Origin of the sequence: Acinetobacter sp. P1332, assembly GCF_044057475.1 — a bacterium.
Classification (GTDB): Bacteria; Pseudomonadota; Gammaproteobacteria; order Pseudomonadales; family Moraxellaceae; genus Acinetobacter; species Acinetobacter johnsonii.
Map to the genome: position 1 here is coordinate 2,056,096 of NZ_CP171157.1, position 21,708 is coordinate 2,077,803.

14 protein-coding genes and 1 pseudogene are annotated in these 21,708 nt (G+C 42.0%); 5 read left to right on the top strand and 10 right to left on the bottom strand.

Annotated features, from left to right (window positions below; all coding sequences use genetic code 11):
* The first annotated feature begins 16 nt into the window (after positions 1–16).
* Positions 17–2,650 (top strand): Lon protease family protein, encoded by a 2,634-nt coding sequence (locus ACFN7Z_RS10060; RefSeq protein ID WP_010326464.1) that lies wholly within the window; start codon positions 17–19, stop codon positions 2,648–2,650.
* Between the two features lie 57 nt (positions 2,651–2,707).
* On the opposite strand, the gene grxD is transcribed toward ACFN7Z_RS10060, so the two are convergent.
* Complete coding sequence (gene grxD, locus ACFN7Z_RS10065; protein ID WP_004693588.1) at positions 2,708–3,049, bottom strand: Grx4 family monothiol glutaredoxin; 342 nt, start codon at positions 3,047–3,049, stop codon at positions 2,708–2,710.
* Between the two features lie 162 nt (positions 3,050–3,211).
* Here grxD and ACFN7Z_RS10070 point away from each other — a divergent pair, with 162 nt between their 5' ends.
* Positions 3,212–4,423 (top strand): aspartate aminotransferase family protein, encoded by a 1,212-nt coding sequence (locus ACFN7Z_RS10070; RefSeq protein ID WP_395441703.1) that lies wholly within the window; start codon positions 3,212–3,214, stop codon positions 4,421–4,423.
* A gap of 79 nt (positions 4,424–4,502) precedes the next feature.
* Here the strand turns inward: ACFN7Z_RS10070 and sohB are convergent, their stop codons facing one another.
* The 7 genes from sohB to ACFN7Z_RS10105 form a co-directional block, all read right to left on the bottom strand.
* Entirely contained in the window at positions 4,503–5,465 is a 963-nt protein-coding gene (gene sohB, locus ACFN7Z_RS10075; protein WP_058952072.1) for a protease SohB, read from the bottom strand.
* A gap of 294 nt (positions 5,466–5,759) precedes the next feature.
* Positions 5,760–6,674, bottom strand: coding sequence for a phosphate ABC transporter ATP-binding protein PstB (gene pstB / locus ACFN7Z_RS10080; protein ID WP_058952073.1), 915 nt, complete (start codon positions 6,672–6,674; stop codon positions 5,760–5,762).
* A 13-nt stretch (positions 6,675–6,687) separates the two neighbouring features.
* Positions 6,688–8,076, bottom strand: coding sequence for a phosphate ABC transporter permease PstA (gene pstA, locus ACFN7Z_RS10085; protein WP_058952074.1), 1,389 nt, complete (start codon positions 8,074–8,076; stop codon positions 6,688–6,690).
* Positions 8,076–9,455, bottom strand: a complete 1,380-nt coding sequence (gene pstC / locus ACFN7Z_RS10090; protein ID WP_058952075.1) for a phosphate ABC transporter permease subunit PstC — start codon at positions 9,453–9,455, stop codon at positions 8,076–8,078. Before pstC ends, pstA begins: the two co-directional genes overlap by 1 nt.
* 104 nt (positions 9,456–9,559) lie before the next feature.
* Entirely contained in the window at positions 9,560–10,585 is a 1,026-nt protein-coding gene (locus ACFN7Z_RS10095) for a substrate-binding domain-containing protein (protein WP_004693599.1), read from the bottom strand.
* 1,096 nt (positions 10,586–11,681) lie between these two features.
* On the bottom strand, positions 11,682–13,214 hold the full coding sequence (locus ACFN7Z_RS10100) for an aspartate aminotransferase family protein (protein WP_058952076.1): 1,533 nt from the start codon (positions 13,212–13,214) through the stop codon (positions 11,682–11,684).
* Positions 13,215–13,216: 2 nt separating this feature from the next.
* Entirely contained in the window at positions 13,217–14,590 is a 1,374-nt protein-coding gene (locus tag ACFN7Z_RS10105; protein WP_010326460.1) for a diaminobutyrate--2-oxoglutarate transaminase, read from the bottom strand.
* Between the two features lie 474 nt (positions 14,591–15,064).
* Here ACFN7Z_RS10105 and ACFN7Z_RS10110 point away from each other — a divergent pair, with 474 nt between their 5' ends.
* The 3 genes and pseudogenes from ACFN7Z_RS10110 to ACFN7Z_RS10120 all read left to right on the top strand — a co-directional run bounded on the left by ACFN7Z_RS10110 (position 15,065) and on the right by ACFN7Z_RS10120 (position 18,878).
* Positions 15,065–15,766 carry an SIMPL domain-containing protein gene (locus tag ACFN7Z_RS10110; RefSeq protein WP_010326459.1) on the top strand — a complete coding sequence of 234 codons (702 nt, stop codon included), beginning with the start codon at positions 15,065–15,067 and terminating at the stop codon, positions 15,764–15,766.
* Positions 15,767–15,958: 192 nt separating this feature from the next.
* A pseudogene (locus ACFN7Z_RS10115) lies at positions 15,959–18,153 on the top strand (TonB-dependent receptor family protein).
* A 128-nt stretch (positions 18,154–18,281) separates the two neighbouring features.
* On the top strand, positions 18,282–18,878 hold the full coding sequence (locus ACFN7Z_RS10120; protein WP_010326458.1) for a phosphatase PAP2 family protein: 597 nt from the start codon (positions 18,282–18,284) through the stop codon (positions 18,876–18,878).
* A 59-nt stretch (positions 18,879–18,937) separates the two neighbouring features.
* Here the strand turns inward: ACFN7Z_RS10120 and proB are convergent, their stop codons facing one another.
* Together proB and cgtA are read right to left on the bottom strand one after the other, a co-directional pair.
* The gene (gene proB, locus ACFN7Z_RS10125) at positions 18,938–20,071 is read right to left on the bottom strand and encodes a glutamate 5-kinase (RefSeq protein ID WP_005399671.1); all 1,134 of its coding nucleotides are present in this window, start codon (positions 20,069–20,071) and stop codon (positions 18,938–18,940) included.
* 26 nt (positions 20,072–20,097) lie between these two features.
* Positions 20,098–21,312, bottom strand: coding sequence for an Obg family GTPase CgtA (gene cgtA, locus ACFN7Z_RS10130; RefSeq protein ID WP_004980365.1), 1,215 nt, complete (start codon positions 21,310–21,312; stop codon positions 20,098–20,100).
* Between the last annotated feature and the right edge of the window lie 396 nt (positions 21,313–21,708).

The following is a 21,708-nucleotide window of genomic DNA, read 5'->3' on the forward strand; positions in this document are numbered from 1 at the left end:
AGTTTCGGATTTCAAAGTGACCCAAAAACACGATCAAATGAGCTCTTCTTTATCTGTACCGCCCGCATTAAATAGTCAAGAAAATCCAGAAAACAACCTTAGTTCAGCATTTGACCAACCCGAAATTCAAACGACCTTAGCAAAGACACAACTTCAAGCAGAGCAACTGACGCATATCCCTGCTCTGGATAAGATTCCAGCCTCAACGCGTCGTATTAAACCGCTCAATAATTTTTTAGGGCAAGATCGTGCACGTGCTTCAGTTGAAGCAGGCATTTCCTTACCTTATTCTGGCTATAACATTTTTGCCGTAGGGACAGCTGGTTTGGGCAAGCGCACCATGGTCAAGCGTTTACTCCAGCAACACGCCAAAAATATGCCGACACCGAACGATTGGGTTTACGTTTATAATTTTAAAAGCCCACGTCAACCGATTGCTTTAGAGTTGCCTGCGGGTCAAGCAGTAAAATTTCAAACCATGTTACATCAAACATGGCAAACCACTTTAAAGCAGCTCGAGCGCCGCTTTACTGCTGAAACCTACCACAACCGTATAGAAGCCATTCGCCAACAAACGGGTGACGTTCAGCAACAAGCCTTGATTGAATTGACCCAAGAAGGCGAAGAACTCGACCTCAAACTGGTCTCTCGGAATGATGAGCACTGCTTTATCCCTGTCCAGTATGTAGACGATAAAGTATTGGAAATGACGCAGGCCGACATCAATGCTTTAAGCTCTAAAGAGCGTTCTGAAATTAATGCCAATATACGCCACATGGATAAAAAACTTGAACGTTTAGGCATGCATTTAGGCGACTTGGAAGAAGATGCCCGCGATAAAGTTCAAGTGTTGAACCGCGATATTGCCAAGCAAGTTTTATTGCCTAAAGTCGAACAGTTACTGACTAAGTTTGCTGAGGTTGAGGGCTTAAAAGACTATTTAAAATATTATGCTGAAGACATTATTAACAATGTCGAGGTGGTACTCGAACAAGAAGAAGATGACTTTACCCCAGGCCTGTTTAGTCGTATCCCTTCGCGCTACCAAGCCAATGTGATTGTGTCGCATAAATCCAATGCTGGTGCACCGGTTATTTTTGAAGACTTCCCCACTCACTACAATTTACTTGGCCATGTAGAGCAACTGACTCAACATGGCACCATTACTACAGACTTTACCCTAATCCGCCCAGGGACATTGCATAAAGCCAATGGTGGTTTTTTAATGTTAGAAGCAGAACAACTGCTTGAACAGCCTTATGCATGGCAAGGTCTAAAACGTGCTTTAAAATCAGGCCAGTTAAAACTTTCTTCACTTGAGCATATGCTAACACTGACAGGAAGTATCTCAATTGAACCTGAGGCAATCCCACTGAATTTGAAAGTGGTTTTATTGGCTGAGCCTGAAATTTACTATGAAATACTCGAAGTAGAACCTGAGCTTGGCAGTGTCTTTAAAATCCGTGCCGACTTTACTGATACGTTGCAGCGTAATGAAGTAAATGAACAAGCCTATATGCAACTGATTGCAGACTATGTACAGGCCGACAAACTGCTTCCTTTCGATCGATCTGCACTTTCTGCACTTTTGACCGACTCTAGCCGTCAAGCCGAAGACCAAAGCTCCTTATCTCTACATGCCCTCACTTTGGGTGATTTGATTCGTGAGGCGCATCATCACGCCTTCCAATCAGGTGATAAAATGGTCTCGGATCAACACATTAATATGGCACTAGATCATCGTAAATATCGCTTAGGCTATTTACGTGAGCTCTATTGGCAGGATTTATCTCGTGGTACACAGCTCATCGAAACGCGTGGACACCGCCTCGGTCAAATTAATGCGCTTTCGGTCATTCACTATGCAGATGTTGAATTTGGCTTGCCGTCACGTTTAACAGCCTCTGTGTATCAAGGCGGCGGCGATATTCTAGATATTGAGCGTAGTGTCGAGCTCGGTGGCTCTCTGCATGCGAAAGGTGTGCTTCTGATGTCCTCATTCTTAAAAGCACATTTCGGTCGTGAGCAAACCCTACACTTCTCTGCTGCGCTTGCCTTTGAACAAAGCTATGGTCAAGTCGATGGTGATAGCGCCACAGTTGCTGAACTCTCCGCTTTAATCTCTGCAATTAGTCAGCTACCGATTGATCAGTCTTGGGCGATTACTGGCTCAATGAACCAATTGGGTCAAGTTCAACCGATTGGTGGTGTCAATGCGAAAATTGAAGGTTTCTTTGATGCATGTAAACTTCAAGGTTTAACTGGTAAGCAAGGTGTGATTATTCCACGTCAAAACATGCAACATTTAATGTTACGTAAAGACGTGATTGAAGCGGTTTCAAATGGCCAGTTCCACATTCATGCTATAGATACGATTGATCAAGCGCTTGAACTACTTATGGCTCGACCAGTCGGCACTTTAGACAAGAAAGGACGCTATACCAAGAAGTCTATTTATGCGGCGGTGATGGATCAGCTAGATTATTGGCAAGCCATTGAAGATGGTGCTGAGTTTGAAGAAGAGCCGAAGAAAAAGAAAAAAAAGAAGAAGGACAAAAAAAAGGCAAAAGCTGAAAAGAAGACTGTTGCAACTGAAAATGCAGCGGAACACACTTCTGAAGCTGTAAGCACTGTAACTACAGCGGATTAACACTTTCCCTCAAACAAAAAAAAGCGCCTCAATGGCGCTTTTTTTTACAACTGAAGATTAAGCTTCAGGTGCTGGACTATGCTGTTCAACTAAAGGTTGTAATTCACCTTTTTGGAACATGTCTAGAATAATGTCACTACCACCAATCAACTCACCGTTGATCCATAACTGTGGGAATGTAGGCCAGTTTGCAATTTGTGGTAACAAAGCACGAATATCTGGATTTTCAAGAATATTCACATAAGCAAACGGACGACCAATTTGACTAAGCGCTTCTACAGCACGTGCAGAGAAACCACATTGTGGAAACTGTGGGGTGCCTTTCATATAAAGAAGTACAGCGTGTTTTGCAATTTGGTCACGAATTAACGCTTCGGTATCGCGTGCTTGTTCAGTCATTGATCAATCCTCAACTAATCTAACCCGCATTATACCCAAAACGTAGAAAAACAGTATGCCTAAAGCAATATTTCGACTTTTATTTAGATTTAGGCTTTAAAACTACAAGCATAATTGCTTAATATTGGATTTCACTTACCCTCTAACAGATAAGAGTTAGTCATGAATAACATTACCCTTGCTCCTGTACAAACTGATCAACCCTCTCATTTGATGCCAGTATTTGGCCGTCAGCCGATCAGCTTTGTCCGAGGTCGAGGCTCTTATCTGTACACAGAAGATGGTACTGAATACTTCGATGCACTGACGGGCATTGCAGTTTGTGGTTTAGGTCATGCACACCCTGTCATTGCAGAAGCGATTGCAGAACAAGCTGCAACGCTCATTCATACCAGTAACTTGTTTGAAGTGCCTTGGCAAACGGCTGCAGCACAAAAACTTGCTGAAGTTGCTGGCATGGAAGAAGTATTCTTTTCAAACAGTGGTGCAGAATCCAATGAGGGTGCAATCAAAATTGCCCGTAAATTTGGCTACATGCAAGGCATTGCCAATCCAAAAATCATTGTTGCAGAGCACTCATTCCATGGTCGTACCATGGCAACTTTATCAGCAACAGGCAACAAAAAAGTCCAAGAAGGCTTCGGCCCATTGGTTGAAGGTTTTATTCGTGTTCCATTCGGCGACATTGAAGCCATTGAAGAAGCCGCAATTCACCATCCAGACATTGTCGCAATTTTTGTCGAGCCAATTCAGGGCGAAGGTGGTGTCAACACTGCTCCGCAAGGCTTTAGCTATTTGGAAGAGATTCGTCAAATCTGTAATCAACACAACTGGCTGATGATGCTGGATGAAGTTCAAACAGGTAATGGCCGTACAGGTGAATACTTTGCCTACCAACACACCAACATCATTCCTGATGTACTCACCACAGCCAAAGGTTTAGGTAATGGTTTCCCCATTGGTGCGGTGATGACTCAAGGTCGTGGTGTAGGCGTATTGACCGCGGGTAACCACGGTTCTACGTATAGCGGTTCAACATTGGGTTCGCGTGTGGTGTATACCATCATCGACATTATGCAAAAAGAAAACATCGTTCAAAATGCGGCTGAACAAGGCGCTTACATCGTAGAACAACTGCGTAAGCAACTTGCCGATCAAAATGTGATTGTACGTGGCTTTGGTTTGATGATTGGTGTGGAGCTACCAAAAGCATGTGGTGACTTGGTCAACATCGCTCGTGATGAATACCACACTATTATTAACGTTACTGCAGGTTCTGTGGTGCGTTTACTGCCGACCTTGAATATTACCAAAGAACAGGCGAATCAACTGATTGAACGTCTAGTGAAAATGATTAAAGCGTACTTGGCTTAAGACAAAAAAGTCTGGTTCTAAAATTGCTTTTTGCATATTTCGGAACCAGACTTTTTGAAATGAATCGGCCAACTAAATATTAAAGTTTTGGATCACGCATTTGCACCAAACTTGCATTGGTTTTAGTTAAGGTTTCTATCACTTTATTCATGACTGCTGGTACCAAGGCATCTGCAATTTGCACAGCTTGTAAGCCCAACTTCTCACCTAAAGTCGGTTTCTTACGCGTTGAGATGACATAAACATCATGATCGGTCAGTAAATTAAGTAAATAAGCATCTGAAGTTTGTAACTGATCGACCAAATTCAAATCTAAAGCATCTTTCCCATACCAGTGCTCACCTGTCGCAACTTTTTCAACATTGAGTTGCGGACGGTATTTTTCAACAAAGTGTTTAAACAGCACATGCGTCTGTTGTAACTCTTCTTCAAACTTCGCCTTACCTTCGGCTGTATTTTCACCAAACATCGTCACTGTACGTTTATATTGGCCTGCTGTGTACAGTTCAAAATCGATATTGTGTTCTTTTAGCAGACGATTAAAGTTAGGAACTTGCGCGACCACACCAATTGAACCAACAACCGCAAAAGGTGCAGCAATAATCTGATTGGCGATACATGCCATCATATAACCGCCACTCGCTGCAACTTTATCGACACAAATAGTGAGATTGAAACCTGCATCACGTAAACGCACCAATTGGGCAGCAGCCAAACCATAACCATGTACCATACCGCCTGGGCTTTCTAAACGCACCACAACGCGATCACGCCCTGCTTTGGCTGTCGCTAAAATCAAGGTGATTTCTTCACGTAAGCTTTCTACCGCTGTTGCCGCAGTATCACCTTTAAAATCTAGAATATAAACTTTTTGATTAGCCTTTTTACGGTGACGAGACTCTTTCGCTAACTGCTGAGTCAGTTGCAATAACTCCAATTTAGATGCTGTAGTTTGCGTAATTTTTTTACGTTGTTCATTAATACGCGCATTTAAATGTGTAATTCGAATTTCAGCGGGAAGTTTCGGTAAATGAAATAACATAGAAATTATATTCTCTAAAATAATACGTCGGTATATGACCTAGATTAGGTCAATGGCATTTTTTTTCAATAGCCATTTTTTGTTTTATTCTGTAATGCGTTACCTTTCACATTTAATCATTTACAAGATGAGTCTATATCTCAGACGGCACATCTTCGCATCTTTTGTTCAATGTGACGCTAATACGCAATGTCCATCATCATGGCTGTTTTAGTCACCAGACTTAATATCTGCTTATAACAAAAAAACAGAGCATTTAGGCTCTGTTTTTTCAAATATTTCAAGTTATGCGTATTAACCGAAACGACCTGTAATATAAGCTTCAGTTAGCTGATGATCTGGCTGAGTGAAGACTTTCTCGGTTGAGTTCACTTCAATCAAGTCACCTAAATGGAAGTAAGCGGTACGGTCTGATACACGTGCAGCCTGCTGCATTGAGTGCGTCACAATCGCAATCGTATACTGCGTTGAAAGCTCAGAAATAAGCTCTTCCACTTTCGCTGTTGCAATCGGGTCAAGCGCTGAACATGGCTCATCCATCAGAATCACTTCTGGGCTTACCGCAATGGTACGCGCAATACATAAACGCTGCTGCTGACCACCCGACAAGCCTGTGCCCGGTTGGTTTAAACGGTCTTTGACTTCATCCCAAAGACCCGCTTTACGTAAGCTGTTTTCTACAATTTCTTCTAAGTCATACTTATCACGGGCCAAACCATGGAGTTTAGGGCCATAAGCCACGTTATCAAAAATTGACTTTGGGAATGGGTTTGGTTTCTGGAATACCATACCTACTTGAGCGCGAAGCAGTACCACATCTAGGTTTGGGTCATAAATATCTTGATTATCCAACATCACTTTACCCGTCACACGACAGCTATCAATGGTGTCGTTCATACGGTTCAAAGTACGTAAGAAGGTCGATTTACCACAGCCTGATGGCCCAATAAATGCAATCACTTCATTTTCGTAGATATTCAGATCAATCCCTTTAATCGCTTCAGCTTCGCCATAGTAAACATGTACATCTGAAGTGCTGAGTTTGACTTGTCCTTGTGCCTGATCTTTCTTAGTAGAAGTCTGTGTATCAAACTGCGACACAAAAGAAGTACCCTGCTGACCTGAGGTCGTATTTGGGTTTGTAAATTGAGTGTGTTCTTGATTCACTGTTTGATCCTGATCTAAGGAATTTTTAACAACGGTATTCATATTTTGCCCTCACTTACCAACGGACTTCAAATTTCTTACGTAACCAAATTGCAATACTGTTGAGTCCAATCATCATTGCAAGCAGAACAATAATCGCAGCTGCTGTACGTCCTTCGAAGAAGTTACGCAGCTCATTACCTTGCCACAAGAAAATCTGTACAGGTAAAGCACTCGATTGATCAAATGGAGTTGTAGGTACACTTGCAACAAATGCACTCATACCAATTAATAACAGCGGTGCAGTCTCACCTAATGCTTGCGCTACACCAATAATTGCACCTGTTAGAATCCCTGGTAGTGCAAGTGGTAAAACGTGATGGAATACGGTTTGTACACGTGAAGCACCTAGCCCTAAAGCGGCCTGACGAATTGAAGGTGGTACAGCTTTCAACGATGCACGTGTCGTAATAATCACCGTTGGTAAAGTCATTAAGCTCAGCACCAAACCACCGACCAATGGCGCAGAAAGCGGTAAATGCATCCAGCCAATAAAGATCGCAGCACCGAGCAAACCAAAGACAATTGATGGTACAGCTGCAAGGTTGTTAATATTGACTTCAATGACATCAGTGATCCAGTTTTTAGGCGCAAATTCTTCAAGATAAATTGCAGATGCCACGCCAATTGGAATCGAAATAATGATCACGATCAGCATCATGAACAGCGACCCCATGAATGCCCCTGCTAAACCTGAAGTTGCAGGAGAACTACGCGAGTCTGGACTGACAAAGATGTTGGTATTGAAAGTATTTTCCATTACCCCTGAAGCTTTCATTTCATCGGCAAGTTGACGAACTTCTGGGCTCAACTGTTGCTGTTCATCAGGCAAACTACGGTCAATATTTCCTGCGAGCCACACATCAACGTTTGCATCAGCAAGCACTTTAATGTCTTCTTTCTTACCGACCAATGATGGATCTTTCATCACCATATCACGTAAGCGATATGCTTCAGAACTAGTGTACAAAGAAGCCAAGTCATCTCGTTTAGAACCAAGTGCTGGATCTTTTGCAATCATGGCATTCACGATTAAAGCATCCCAATCCACCATACCCATTTCAGTTTGCCAAGCAATAAAACGCTCTTCAAACTGTGCTGGAGATTCACCTGCACGCTGTACAGGTTTTGCACCTGTCGTAATAATGGCAGGGTCAAAGTACACGGGTAAACTCATGCTACTTTGCCAAAAAGCAGGTAAGCCTTTCGATAAAATACTGCCAAAAAGTAGCGCGACAAAGAATAAACCTGCAATCACTGCTGAGAAACCAAAGAAACGAAAGCTTTTTTCTTTACGGTGACGTTTTGCCAATGAATTACTGATCGTTTGCTTACGCTTTTCTCGTAATTCTGCCGCATGTTGTGGATCAAATACTTGATCTGCTGTGCTATTAGAAGTCGTCATTAGTCGTATTGCTCACGATATTTACGCACGATGTACAGTGCAACAATGTTCAAACCAAGCGTAATTACAAAGAGGGTCAGACCTAGTGCAAATGCCACCAAAGCTTGCGGGCTTGCAAAGTCAGTATCACCGGTCAATTGGTTTACGATGGTAATGGTCACAGTTGAAATGGCTTCAAGTGGATTGGCATGCAATAAAGGACTATTCCCTGCTGCAAGCACCACAATCATGGTCTCACCGATGGCACGTGACGCTGCAAGCAAGAACGCGCCGATAATGCCCGGAAGTGCTGCAGGTATCACCACCTGACGAATGGTTTCAGACTTTGTCGCACCCAAACCTAATGAGCCATCACGTAATGCACGTGGCACCTGCGTGATAATGTCATCAGACAGCGATGATACGAAAGGAATAATCATGATCCCCATGACGAAACCAGCAGTGAGTGCGCTGGTTGCGTTGATGTGTAAACCAACGGATTCGCCAAGCATTTTAAAGAATGGGCCAATGATCATCAGTGCAAATACACCGTAAACAATGGTTGGAATCCCTGCGAGCACTTCAATGGTTGGTTTTGCCCATGAGCGGAAACCAGAAGATGCATATTCAGCAAGATAGATCGCGATCATTAAACCCACAGGGACTGCAACCAAGAGTGCAATACCACTGACCATTAAGGTGCCCCAAAGTAGAGGAAGCAAACCATAACTGCCCTCTGCACTACCTGAAGTACTAAAACCTGGGTTCCATTCTGTACCGAAGAAAAAGTCGAGTGGACTCACGAAGTGGAAGAATCGCATCGCTTCGCTGAACATCGACATCACGATACCAATCGTGGTTAGAATCGCGACACCAGAACAGAGCGCAAGTGCAACATTAATGGTTTTTTCAACTTGGTTACGCGCGCGGAATTGAGTTGCAATGCGCTTTTTCGCAGCGACTAAACCTGCCAGTGCAGCACAAATCACCACTGCAATTTTTGCAAATGTTCCAATGCTTTGAAACTTCGCCAGTTGCTCCGCAGCAGCAAGCTCATACGCGGCTGGTGTATCTGTGACACCAAAACCTGAGGCAATCGCTTCTACACGGTTAATCAACACATCCGTACTAGCAGCATCTAAGGTTGCAGCGACTTGTGCTGGCACGTGATTTAACACCACATGATTCAAAACATTTGGTTCAACAATATTCCAAACAATCAAAATTAAAAAAGCAGGGATACCACACCACAAAGCCACTAACGCACCGTAATACCCCGGACGTGAGTGTAATTTTGCAGAATTATTTCCCTTACCTGCTAAGTTACGGCTCTGACTTAAGCCCATTTGATAGGCTATGGCAATCAGTGCCAATAACACACCTATAAGTAGCAGATTCATGTATTCTCCACGGTTCTTTCAATTTTCATTATTTGAAAAAACTTAATCCTAGTAAAAAACGTCAAAGGTAGGACTTGCCTACCGTTGACTGTTTCTACGCTTAATTACTTAACCGCTTTGCCTGCTTTGAAGTTCGCAAGAACTGCTGCACGCTCTTTGTCTGACATTGAGATCAAACCAGCACGCTCAAGCTTAGAACCTTTACCTGATACTTTCTTGCTGATGAAGTATTCCGTGTATTCTTTTAAGCCTTTGATTGATTTCAAGTGCTCACCCTTCACGTAAAAGAATAGTGGGCGAGAAACTGGGTATGAACCATTCAAAATCGTCTTTTCAGATGGTGCAACATTGTTCACTGTAGCTACGCGTAACTTGTCACGGTTTTGGTCGTAGAAACCCAAACCAAACACACCTACTGCGCTAGGCGAGGTTTTTAAGCGCGCTAAAGTTTCAGTGTAGTCACCCGCAATCTCAATCACTTTGCCGTCTTTACGGAAAGTTGAACATGCTTTCTTTTGTGCATCTTTATCCATTGCTTTGATTGCTGCATAAGTTTCGCAGCCTGCATCAACCATTTTTTCTTGGAACACTTCACGTGTACCGTGGTTTGATGCTGGAATCACTAAAGTGATTGGTTCGTTTGGAAGGCTTTTGTCAATTTGGTTCCAACGTGTATATGGGTTTGCAACCATTTTACCGTTAGATGGTAACTGCGCTGCTAAAGCTGCATAGACGTGCTGTGGACGTAATTTATATGCTGCTTTGCTTGCATTTGAAGCGAATACAATACCGTCATAGCCAATTTTGATTTCGATCACTTGGTTCACACCAGCTTTCTTACAAGCAGCTAATTCTGTATCTTTAATTTTACGAGATGCGTTTGCGATATCAATTGTGTTATCACCCACACCATTACAGAACTGTTTTAAGCCACCTGAAGAACCGCCAGAACCAACAACTGGTGCTTTAAATTGTGGGAAAGTATTGCCAAATTCTTCAGCAACAATACTTGCATATGGTAAAACTGTTGAAGAACCCGCAATTTGGATTGTGTCACGAGCTGCGTTTGCCGTGGTTGCTACAGCTGCCCCAGAAACTACTACTGCAAGTGCGATATGGTTTAAGCGCATATTTGTTATCTCACATATTAAACATTTTGAAGTACGCCACTTTTTATTCAGTCTTGTACTTTTTTGGATAACTGCATTTTGATTTCAGAATATGACAAGCAAGTTACAGCATTGTGACACTTTCATGATGTTTATTTTTATTTTTATTTTTCCATGATTCGTTACACTTTGTTCAATTTCACCCAGTCTAAACACGTAAAGAATTTTTCTTATTTCGATATACCGAGAGTGCGTAATTCATTTTACATAAACATCTTTTACGCTTTTATAAAAAATAAAACACATTTAGAATCAATACATAAAGCAAAAAAGAACTCCATAGACTTTGATTTATTTAACATTGAATATCCCTTCTAATCTATAAAACTTTGCGTATACCTATATGCAAAATCCATATAAATTTTCGCCATTTGTCAGAATTTCATAACCTATAAATGACAAATGAGTGGTGTCATATTTAGAAAATTGAGCATCATTTAGGTCTTAATTTTTACCTTTTATCCCTTATTTATTACTGAAAAATAGCATGCTCATCTCAAATACGAGAGCAAATTTATGACTTTCAGACTCAGGTACTTTTCTTATTTTTAGAAATATTTGTCCGAATAATGGGTATTTCTGACGACACCGCTTTATCTTTTTTCTAAAAGATAGCTCAAAGAAGGAGATTTTGGGTTTCTCCTCCCCTTACTGCCGCCTTAACCATTCATTTTTCGTAATAAGCGTGACAAGTCATATGAGTGCGACATTTCCCATGACAGCTAGCCAAACACGTTTATTTACCCCCCAATTTTTCGGGATTATGATAAGGACTTGCCTGTCGTGCAGGTCATACCTTTAACTTGAAAATTCGTGAAGGAAATCATTTGCCTGTTGAAAATCAAAAGCCCGAATATTTAGCTTTAGTCTTAACTATTGAAGCTCATTTTCCTGAAAATCATAGTTGAAGCAGATATCGACAACTACTTCATAGAAAAATAAAGCATCTCCAACATAATTAAAATTAGAAACTTAGCCAGTGATGTTATGTTCTTTAATATTTAGAACACATAAAAAAGGAGCTGATATCAGCTCCTTTTTTAACACAAACAATCGATTAAGCAATTGCAGGTGTATAGGTTCCATCTGCGATTGGACCTTTGATACGATCCGCTTCTGCAAGGACAAGACTAAGCAGGTTCTTCACGTTATCTAAAGTCGCAACTGGACTTAAAGTCGTCATTTTCAATGATTGATTTTGGCCTACTTTAGTTACACCAATATTCGCTTCACCACGTGCAAACAATTCATCTGCAACGTTTTGGTTTAAGGTATCAAGCAATTCTACTGGATAGCCTGCTGGAACCACACGGAACAATACAGATGCAAATTGTGGATCAACCAACATCTCTAAACCAGCAGTTGCATTGATATAATCAGCAACGTCACGAGTTAAAGTAACGCCGTGGTCAATCATAGAACCATAGAGCTCTTCACCAAGTGCTTCAACAGTCATCCAAAGCTTCAACGCATCAAAACGACGGGTTGTTTGAAGTGACTTAGACACCAAGTTTGGCACGCCATGCTCTTCATCATAAGCTGAGTTTAAATACTCAGCTTCGTAGTGCATGAAACGATAGTTCGCTTCATCTTTTAACAAGAACGCACCACAAGAGATGGTTTGGAAGTAATGCTTATGGAAATCAAGCGTAATAGAGTCAGAAAGCTCGATCCCATCCAACATATCACGGTGATTGTTCGATAGGATTAAAGCACCGCCCCACGCCGCATCAATGTGCATCCACGCGCCATATTTGTTGGTGATTTCACGAATTTGCTTCAGTGGATCAATCGCACCTGCATCGGTTGTGCCCGCAGTTGCAACCACACATGCCACGATTTTACCTTCAGCTTGAAGGTGAGCCATGGTTTTTTCAAGTGCATCCACATCCATCTGAGCGTTTTCGTTCACAGGAACGGTTACGACTGATTGGAAACCCATGCCCATCATCGCCATGTTCTTTTGCACAGAGAAGTGTGCATTTTCAGAACAAATAACTTTGACGTTGCGCATCGCATCGCCCGGCACGCCATCACGCTGTACAGACCACGGATTACCGTTTTCGTCTTTCCAGTTTTTCGCAATACATGCATCACGTGCAAGCAGTACACCCATCAAGTTTGACTGTGTACCACCAGAAGTGAACACACCAGCTTGACCTGCACCATAACCCACTTTTTGACGAAGCCAGTCAATCAACTGAACTTCCATCAATGAACCTGCAGGACTTTGGTCCCAAGAATCCATTGATTGATTCGTTGCATTAATCAGCACTTCAGCAATTTGACTAGTCACCATAGTTGGGCAGTGCAAATGCGCGAGCGAGTGCGGGTGATGGACTTTTAAGCTTTTGTTTAAGAAAAGCTCAATCATACGTTCAAGTGACTTTTGTACACCCAAACCTTCTTTAGAAGGATTAAATGCAATCGCGCTGCGTAGCTCTTTAATGCTACCGCCTGTGTACATTTTATCATTTTGCAACCATGCTGCAACTGCTTTAGTCGCTTGGTCCATTGCTGACGAATAGTCAGCAATGGATGCAGCATCATTGCAGAGTAACGCCTTACGGTGTTCTGCAAAATCAACCATGATTACGCGCCTCGAGTTGCAACAAGTGCTTCAGCAATTGCTTTCTTAAAGCGAACAATTACTTCTTCACATTCAGCTTGAGTGATAATAAGTGGGCAAAGTAAACGAATCACTGTACCGTTACGACCGCCTTTTTCTAACAATAACTTGTTGTTAAAGCATGCCGCTTGAATCGCTGCTGCCAGTTGACCATCTGCAGGTAAAGACCCCATATGATCCGCTGGTTTACGCTCATCAACAATTTCAACACCAATCATCAAACCACGACCACGCACGTTACCGATACATAGGAACTCTTGAGCAAGCTTTTTAAATTCAGCTTGTAAGAAATCACCACGTTCTTGTGCATTTTGCGCAAGCTTTTGTTCTTTGATAGTTTTGATCGTTGCAAGACCAGTACCCATTGCCAATTGGTTACCACGGAAAGTACCCGTGTGACCTGCTGGCTGCCAAGCATCAAACTTACGTTTAATACCCAATACAGCAAGTGGTAAGCTACCACCAACGGCTTTAGACATTACTACTACGTCAGGTTCAATACCCGCATGTTCAAATGCGAACATTTTGCCTGAACGTGCAAAGCCTGCTTGAACTTCGTCAAGAATCAACACAATGTTGTGTTTTTCAGTCACTTCGCGGATTTTTTTCAACCATTTGGTTGGCGCTGTTACCACACCGCCTTCACCTTGAATTGCTTCAAGAATGACAGCAGCTGGCTTGGTTACACCACTTTCAACATCTTCAATGAAGTTTTCAAAGAAATATGTCAAAGCATCCACACCCGCTTCGCCACCTAAACCAAGTGGGCAACGGTATTCATGCGGATACGGCATAAATTGAACGCCTGGCATTAAACCATTTACAGCATTTTTCGCAGACAGATTACCTGTCATTGCAAGAGCGCCGTGCGTCATACCATGGTAGCCACCAGAGAAACTAATCACTGTGCTACGACCGGTATACGTCTTCGCTAATTTAATTGCTGCTTCCGTGCCATCTGCACCAGATGGACCACAGAACTGTAAACAATACTCTTCCTTACCGCCTGGTAATTGTTCAAGCAATGCTTCAGTAAATGCATCTTTTAAAGGTGTCGTTAAATCCAAAGTATGTAAAGGAAGGCCACTTGCAAGTGTATCTTGAATACTTTGAATTACCGCAGGATGATTATGGCCCAAAGCCAATGTTCCTGCCCCAGCTAAACAATCGAGGTACTCTGTACCTTCAACATCAGTAACCCAGCAGCCTAATGCTTTGGCTATCGCTAACGGTAATTTCCGTGGATAGCTACGAACATTGGATTCCATCTGACTTTGGCGAGTCAAATAGTATTCGTTAGTAGTATTAGTGGCAGGGTTTACAGAAGAAACGCTCATATCGAATTACCATCTCTGATATGGGTTGAAAGAAATAAGTCGGGTGACTTTTGGTCCTTTGACTCGGCGCTTTATAAATTCTAGTCAGATAGAGTTTGGATACTTCATAACTAGGAGGCGGATGATACAGAAATTTTCAATAAAATAAACAGCTTTTGCACATTATCTGCCAGAAATTTACTAAAAAAATATATCATGCCAAACCATAGCTTAAATTATCCTCTTATAGTGTGACAACGTAAAGAAAAGCCGATGAATTTATTTATTTTTCAACTTCGCCACAAAAATTCAAAATACTCACCTTGGTTGAAAAATAAGTTTTTGAAATAAATAGATTTATCTAGGTTTTTCTGAAAAATATTTTATACCTTTTTTTTACAATCGAACCACAATATTTTCGCAAATTCACCACAAATTGGCTTTAAGCTTTTTACAAATGTTGCAAAACTCCTCCTAAATAAAAAAGGAATAAAAATGCGTCAATTCTTCATCCCAGCAATCGCGCTTAGTGCTTTATTTAGCTCAGCAGTTTTTGCTCAGTCTGAGAACCAATTAAACTACAATATTGTCAATGTTCAGGCCGAGGCAACACGCCAAGTATCCAACGATTTAATGAATGCAACGCTTTACGTTGAACGTAGTAACAAACAACCTGCCGAGCTCGCTACACAAATTACGCAGCTGATGAATCAAGCCACAGCTTTAGCTCGTAAATATCCAAGCGTAAAAGTCGAAACAGGTTCTCAAACCACCTACCCAATTTACAACGATGACAACCAAAAGTTAAAAGAATGGCGTGGTCGTGCTGAAATTAATTTAGAAAGTACCGATTTTAAAGCGGCGAGCCAATTGATTGGTGAGCTACAGCAAAACTTCCAAACACAGTCAATCGGCTTCAGTGTGTCCGACACACAACGTAAGAAAGTGGAAAATGAGCTGATTGTTGAAGCATCGAAAAACTTTCAACAGCGTGCGCAATCATTAGCACAAGCATGGAGTAAGTCAGGTTATAACTTGGTTAACTTAAACATTAATACCAGCAACTACTACCCTCGCCCAGTCATGATGCGTGCAGAAAGTGCAAAATTTGCAGCAGCTGATGCGCCAATGCAAGATGTTGCAGGCGGTGAATCTAAAATCACTGTGAATGCAAATGGTACTGTTCAACTTAAATAATAGATTTCATTCAAATTCATCTCAAAAGCCATGTTAAACGTGGCTTTTTTATTGTGTATCCATCAATAAAACTTTAATTCGCCTATTAATTTTAGTGTTTTAATTGCAATAAGTGATAATGATTATTATTTAATTTCAACAAAGTTCAGCATATGATAGCCGCGCTCTTTATTATGGATTGCGCACAAAAGAATGATTTCATCACGTCTTCATCTGCAGGATCGCAGATTATTCAAAGCCAAACAACTCAGTATTGCGATTGGACTTTCTATGAGCTGCTTGACCTATGCACAAGCAGAAGAACTCACTGAAGCAACCAGCAACAATGTGCTTCCGACCATCAAACTTGAAGCACAAGGCAACTGGTTAGAAGATGCCAATGCAGAGAAAGTGCAAAAGCATGCAGGCGCTCGTACGATTATTACTCGCAATCGCTTAGATGAAGTTGCTGCGACTTCAATTAAAGATGCCCTGAAGCAAGTGCCTGGTGTTCAAGTCCAAGAAAATAATGGTACTGGTGGCAGTGATGTTTCACTCAATATTGGGGTCCGTGGTTTAGCCTCTCGTTTATCTCCTCGCTCTACAGTACTGCTTGATGGTGTCCCGCTATCATTTGCGCCTTATGGACAGCCTCAGCTTTCTCTAGCACCAGTATCATTAGGCAATATTGAATCTGTGGATGTGGTTCGTGGTGCAGGCTCTGTACGTTTTGGACCGCAGAACGTTGGCGGTATCATTAACTTTGCAACTCGCGCGATTCCTCAAGAGTTTGCAGGTAATGTCAGCCTAACGACCGAATATGCTTCGGGTACAGATCAAGTCAAATACAGCCCGAACTTATTTGTAGGCGGAACCTTAGATAATGGTTTAGGCCTTGCTTTACTGTATTCTGGCACAAAAGGTGATGGCTACCGTGAAGCCAATAATAAAACTGACATTGACGATGTCATGTTAAAAATGGCCTATCAAATTACAGATGCGGATGCGATTGCCTTAAACCTATATCACTATGAAGGTTATGGTGAAATGCCTGAAGGCTTAACTGCTGAAAAATATGCACAAAACCCTTATCAGTCAAATAAGTCACGTAATTATTTTTCTGGTCGCCGCTCAGATGTGTCATTCCGCTATACCCATCAAGATGAAAAAATAACTTTGAATTGCTGACCTATTATATTGACTCATTTCGCACGAGCGACTTAGAGACAGATGTTAGTGCAACGACTTCGCGTATGGACACCTCTCCACGCGACTACAAAGTTTTTGCCATTGAACCGCGCTGGTCTCGTGCATACCAATTAGGTAACTCAAATAGCGAATTCACTATCGGCTATCGTTATTTAGATGAAGATAGTTCTGAGTTCTCAGGTCGCTCATCGACATATGCATTGAATGTACCTGTGACCGAAATTAAAGCACGTACCACGAGTGAAGGTGGCACTAAAGCACATGCAATTTATGCAGATAACCGCTTCGATTTAGGTAACTGGGTCATCACACCGGGACTACGTTTTGAATCAATTGAAACGCATAACAATTTTACTGCCTATAACCAAGGCGTAGCAGTTAATACCGTTTCTCCAAAAATTGATTCACATGAGTTTTTACCCAGCCTATCGGTCATGTATAAAGCAACAGACAATTGGAACATTTTTGCCAATGCGGGCGTTTCATTCGGCCCACAGCAATATAACCAATTGGCACGTTTAGAAGGTGGTGTTGCACAAAGCACAACTGATGGCTTGCATCCTGAAAAGTCCAATAACTATGAAATTGGGACGAAATATTTAGGCAATGGTCTAAATGCAGAATTAACCGCGTTTTATTTAGACTTCAAAAAAGAGTTAATTTTAGAACGCGATGCCCAGAACAATGGCATTTGGACAGACTTAGGCGCAACCAGCCACAAAGGTGTAGAACTTGGTCTGGCTTATGACTTTGCCTATTTAACCGATGCGCTTGAGGGCTTAAAACTCTATAGCAACTACACCTTCACCAAAGCTGTGGCTGAAGCAGGCGACTTTGAAGACAAAGATCTTCCATTCTACTCACGTCACACAGCAAATGTTGGTTTAGGCTATAAAGTGAATCAATGGAGAGTCAATGCAGATATGTTTGCCCAATCTAAGCAGCATTCTCCAGGTTCGGGTGATACCTATCAAACTGACGAATCGGCTGATGGAAAATTAGGTGATATTCCAGGTTATTCCACTTTTGCCGTGCGTACAGCATATGACTTTGGTGAGCAATTTCACGGTTTAAAAATCGCGGGTGGCGTTAAAAACGTGTTTGATAAACAATATTTCACACGTTCTACTGACTCAACAGGCGGAAAATATGTAGGGCAACCACGTACCTTCTACCTTCAAACGTCATTTGATTTCTAAAACTGAAAGCTAATTAGTTCAACTACATTGAACTGTTAAAAAAGACTACATTTTTGTGGTCTTTTTTATTTTAACAATATGACAAAATTATGACTCTCTTCCGTACTTTATAAACACAATCCACTTTCATGACTCTTTCAGAACTTAATTTATCGCTTTTTTCATGGATTAATGCTTCTCCTGAAGCCACTAATACCAGTATTCATTTTGCCATTTTTATCGCCAATGACCTGCTCTATTGTATGATTTTACTGTTTGCTTGGTTTTGGCTACGTGGTAACTATGACACTAAAAAACAGATATTGAAGGCGTTTATTTTTACCAGTATCGCCATTTTGATCAGCCAATGTATTTCTCATGTGTATTATCACCCACGGCCTTTTGTCATGGAGGTCGGACGCACTCTCATTTACCATGCACCCAATGGCTCTTTTCCAAGTGACCATATGCTGATTTTTAGCAGTATCGCCTTTTCTTATCTATTCTCTGCGCAGCGTAAACTGGGAATTTTTCTCTTGGTCATGGCTTGGCTGGTTGCATGGTCACGTGTCTATCTTGGTGTACATTTTCCTTTAGATATGCTCGGCGCTTTTCTATTGGCTTTTGCCTTAAACTTCTTTGGATTAAAGCTTTGGAATCTCTATAAAGAGAAAATCATGCAATGGGCACTCACCCTTCACTTTTACTTATTTAAGCCCCTCATTCAAAAAGGCTATATCAAATAACTTTTGCTTTAAAACAAAAAATCCCGCTCGAAAGCGGGATTTTTTTTAATGCATTTAAATCAGTAGATCGCCATGTGGTTGCGATGAATCATCTCAAGTGAACGTGCTTCACCTAGAACTTGGTGAACTTTATCTGACGCCAAGCCCTTTACCAGCTCCGCAGAGCGCGAACTAAAGTTGACACGCCCGACCGCAACACGGCCACCTTGGATATCAACACATTCAACCACGTCACCGCGTTCAAAATGCCCTTCCACAGCTTTCACACCAACTGGAAGTAAACTACGATGATTATCTTTAATGGCTTTGACAGCACCATCATCCAACACTAAACGACCCGCAGTTTGTAAGTGAGCCGCCAACCACTGTTGATGAGCGGTAATGCGGTCATTATCTGTAATAAACAATGTCCCGAGCATTTCACCATCCATCAAACGCGCAAGCACATTGTCGCTTTCACCACTGGCAATCAGCGTTGGACAGCCAGACTTTGCAGCTAAGCGTGCAGCACGGACTTTGGTCAACATACCACCACGACCAAACTTGCCGCCACCGCCAGCCATATCAAACAAACTCTCATCTAGAGCACGCACAGTATGGAACAGTTTAGCGTCTGGATTTGAACGTGGATCTGAGTCGAACATACCTTGCTGATCAGTCAAAATAATTAACAAATCTGCATGGACTTGACCTGCAACCATCGCAGCAAGCGTGTCATTGTCACCAAAGCGAATTTCATCGGTCGAAACCGTGTCATTCTCGTTGATTACAGGAATGACATGCCATTCAATCAAGTTCTGTAAAGCGTCACACGAGTTCAAATAACGACGACGGTCTGCCAAATCATCATGGGTTAATAACACTTGCGCGGTCTGAATATGATGTTTTTCAAGCACACTTGACCACGTATGAATAAGGCCCATCTGACCAATGGCAGCACACGCCTGAAGACTGGGTAGATCGGTGGGTCGGCTGTCTAGCTTCATACGAACCATACCTTCAGCCACAGCTCCTGACGACACCAGAATAATCTCATGTCCTGCATTGTGTAGATCTGCAATTTGTTTCGCCCAATGCGAAATTGCATCTATATCTAGACCTTGCCCATTTGCTGTGAGTAAAGATGATCCGATTTTAACAACGATTCGTTTACAAGCTTCGAGCTTACGTTGCCCATCTACCACTTCTATCATCTTGTCCTCAGTTACTCATTACGAGCTTAACGTACGTAAAACACTTCCATTTCGCCGTCATCTTCATCATCGTCTTCATCATCATCAGCCAACAGGCCTGCAAGACGTTGTTGGCGACGCATTTCACGATATGCTTCTTTAGCGGCAATAGTTTGTTCGCGTGTTTCAGCTTCAAGCTGCTCACGGAATGCTTTCACTTCTGCTGCATAGTCAGGATCTTCAAGCTCACGTTCACGTTGTTGCTCAATTTGATCCATCAGGTAATAAACAACTGGTTTTGTCCCTTCAGACATCAAACCTGAAGTTTTAAATACAGGGCCATCCCACTGCATTTCATCTAAGATATGCTGACACCATTCATCACGCGTATCGTCTGCAAGTTGGTCAACTTTGTTTAACACTAGAACGATAGGTAACTTTGAAAGTGTCGGAGAGAATTTCTCTAACTCACCCAAGATCGCTTTTGCATTGTATGCAGGATCAGAACCATCAATCGGCTGAACATCTACAATGTGAAGCAAAATACGCGTACGCGCCAAGTGCTTTAAGAAACGAATACCAAGACCCGCACCTTCAGAAGCCCCTTCGATCAAGCCAGGAATATCCGCCATTACAAATGAACGGTGACTGTCTGCATCAACCACACCAAGGTTTGGAACCATCGTAGTAAATGGATAGTCTGCAACCTTAGGTTTTGCTGCTGATACGGCACGAATAAACGTCGATTTACCTGCGTTTGGCATACCCAGTAAGCCAACATCGGCCAGTACTTTTAGCTCTAAGCGAATTTCACGGAATTCACCTTTAAAACCATGGGTACACTTACGTGGCGAACGGTTCGTCGATGATTTGAAGTGAGTATTCCCCAAACCACCATCACCACCCGCTGCAACAAGCACACGTTGACCACTTTCAACCAAGTCGCCAATAATGTCACCTGAGTCAGTGTCAACAATGGTTGTACCTACAGGAACCTTTAATACTGTGTCTTCACCACCACGGCCTGCGCAGTTCGCGCCACGACCATTTTTAGCTCGCTCCGCACGGAAGCGGCGAGTATAACGGAAGTCTACAAGGGTACTGGTATTATCATCAGCTTCGATAAATACGCTACCACCACGACCACCATCACCACCGTCTGGACCACCAAAAGGTACGAATTTTTCACGGCGAAAACTGGCTACGCCATTGCCACCGTCGCCAGCCTCTACGGTAATGACTGCTTCATCAACAAAGCGCATGCTGCCAATCCTCTAAATACTTTAAAACCGCATATTCTGCCATATTTTACAAAATTTCTCGAATAGAATTATTCAGCGAAACATGAAATTTAGTCACAAAAATACCAAAATCTAATTTTTTGACACTTTTCACCTGATTTTCTTCATTTTTTAATTTAAATGTGCTGACCATTTAGTCGTTAGGCCACTCTTCGATTCACTTTATTCAATCCTACTCAACTTTTACTTTCAAAAAGGATTTTCACATCAAAATAGCGCACTAAAAGAATAGCTTGTTTGATAACAAGACTTTTCACAGCCTGAAATTTGAATCAGCTCTAATCCACTTCCGCACTCCTGAGGGATTCACTATTAAAGTGTAATTAAGAATTCACGCAACCAATCCACATTACTTGT

What these genes read in the sequence shown, in the direction of transcription:
- grxD (WP_004693588.1), bottom strand. Translation starts at nt 3,049, where the DNA reads ATGACTGAACAAGCACGCGATACCGAAGCGTTAATTCGTGACCAAATT.
- ACFN7Z_RS10120 (WP_010326458.1), top strand. Translation starts at nt 18,282, where the DNA reads ATGACTCTTTCAGAACTTAATTTATCGCTTTTTTCATGGATTAATGCT.
- pstC (WP_058952075.1), bottom strand. Translation starts at nt 9,455, where the DNA reads ATGAATCTGCTACTTATAGGTGTGTTATTGGCACTGATTGCCATAGCC.
- sohB (WP_058952072.1), bottom strand. Translation starts at nt 5,465, where the DNA reads ATGTTATTTCATTTACCGAAACTTCCCGCTGAAATTCGAATTACACAT.
- pstA (WP_058952074.1), bottom strand. Translation starts at nt 8,076, where the DNA reads ATGACGACTTCTAATAGCACAGCAGATCAAGTATTTGATCCACAACAT.
- ACFN7Z_RS10105 (WP_010326460.1), bottom strand. Translation starts at nt 14,590, where the DNA reads ATGAGCGTTTCTTCTGTAAACCCTGCCACTAATACTACTAACGAATAC.
- ACFN7Z_RS10100 (WP_058952076.1), bottom strand. Translation starts at nt 13,214, where the DNA reads ATGGTTGATTTTGCAGAACACCGTAAGGCGTTACTCTGCAATGATGCT.
- proB (WP_005399671.1), bottom strand. Translation starts at nt 20,071, where the DNA reads ATGATAGAAGTGGTAGATGGGCAACGTAAGCTCGAAGCTTGTAAACGA.
- ACFN7Z_RS10095 (WP_004693599.1), bottom strand. Translation starts at nt 10,585, where the DNA reads ATGCGCTTAAACCATATCGCACTTGCAGTAGTAGTTTCTGGGGCAGCT.
- ACFN7Z_RS10070 (WP_395441703.1), top strand. Translation starts at nt 3,212, where the DNA reads ATGAATAACATTACCCTTGCTCCTGTACAAACTGATCAACCCTCTCAT.
- ACFN7Z_RS10110 (WP_010326459.1), top strand. Translation starts at nt 15,065, where the DNA reads ATGCGTCAATTCTTCATCCCAGCAATCGCGCTTAGTGCTTTATTTAGC.
- pstB (WP_058952073.1), bottom strand. Translation starts at nt 6,674, where the DNA reads ATGAATACCGTTGTTAAAAATTCCTTAGATCAGGATCAAACAGTGAAT.
- cgtA (WP_004980365.1), bottom strand. Translation starts at nt 21,312, where the DNA reads ATGCGCTTTGTTGATGAAGCAGTCATTACCGTAGAGGCTGGCGACGGT.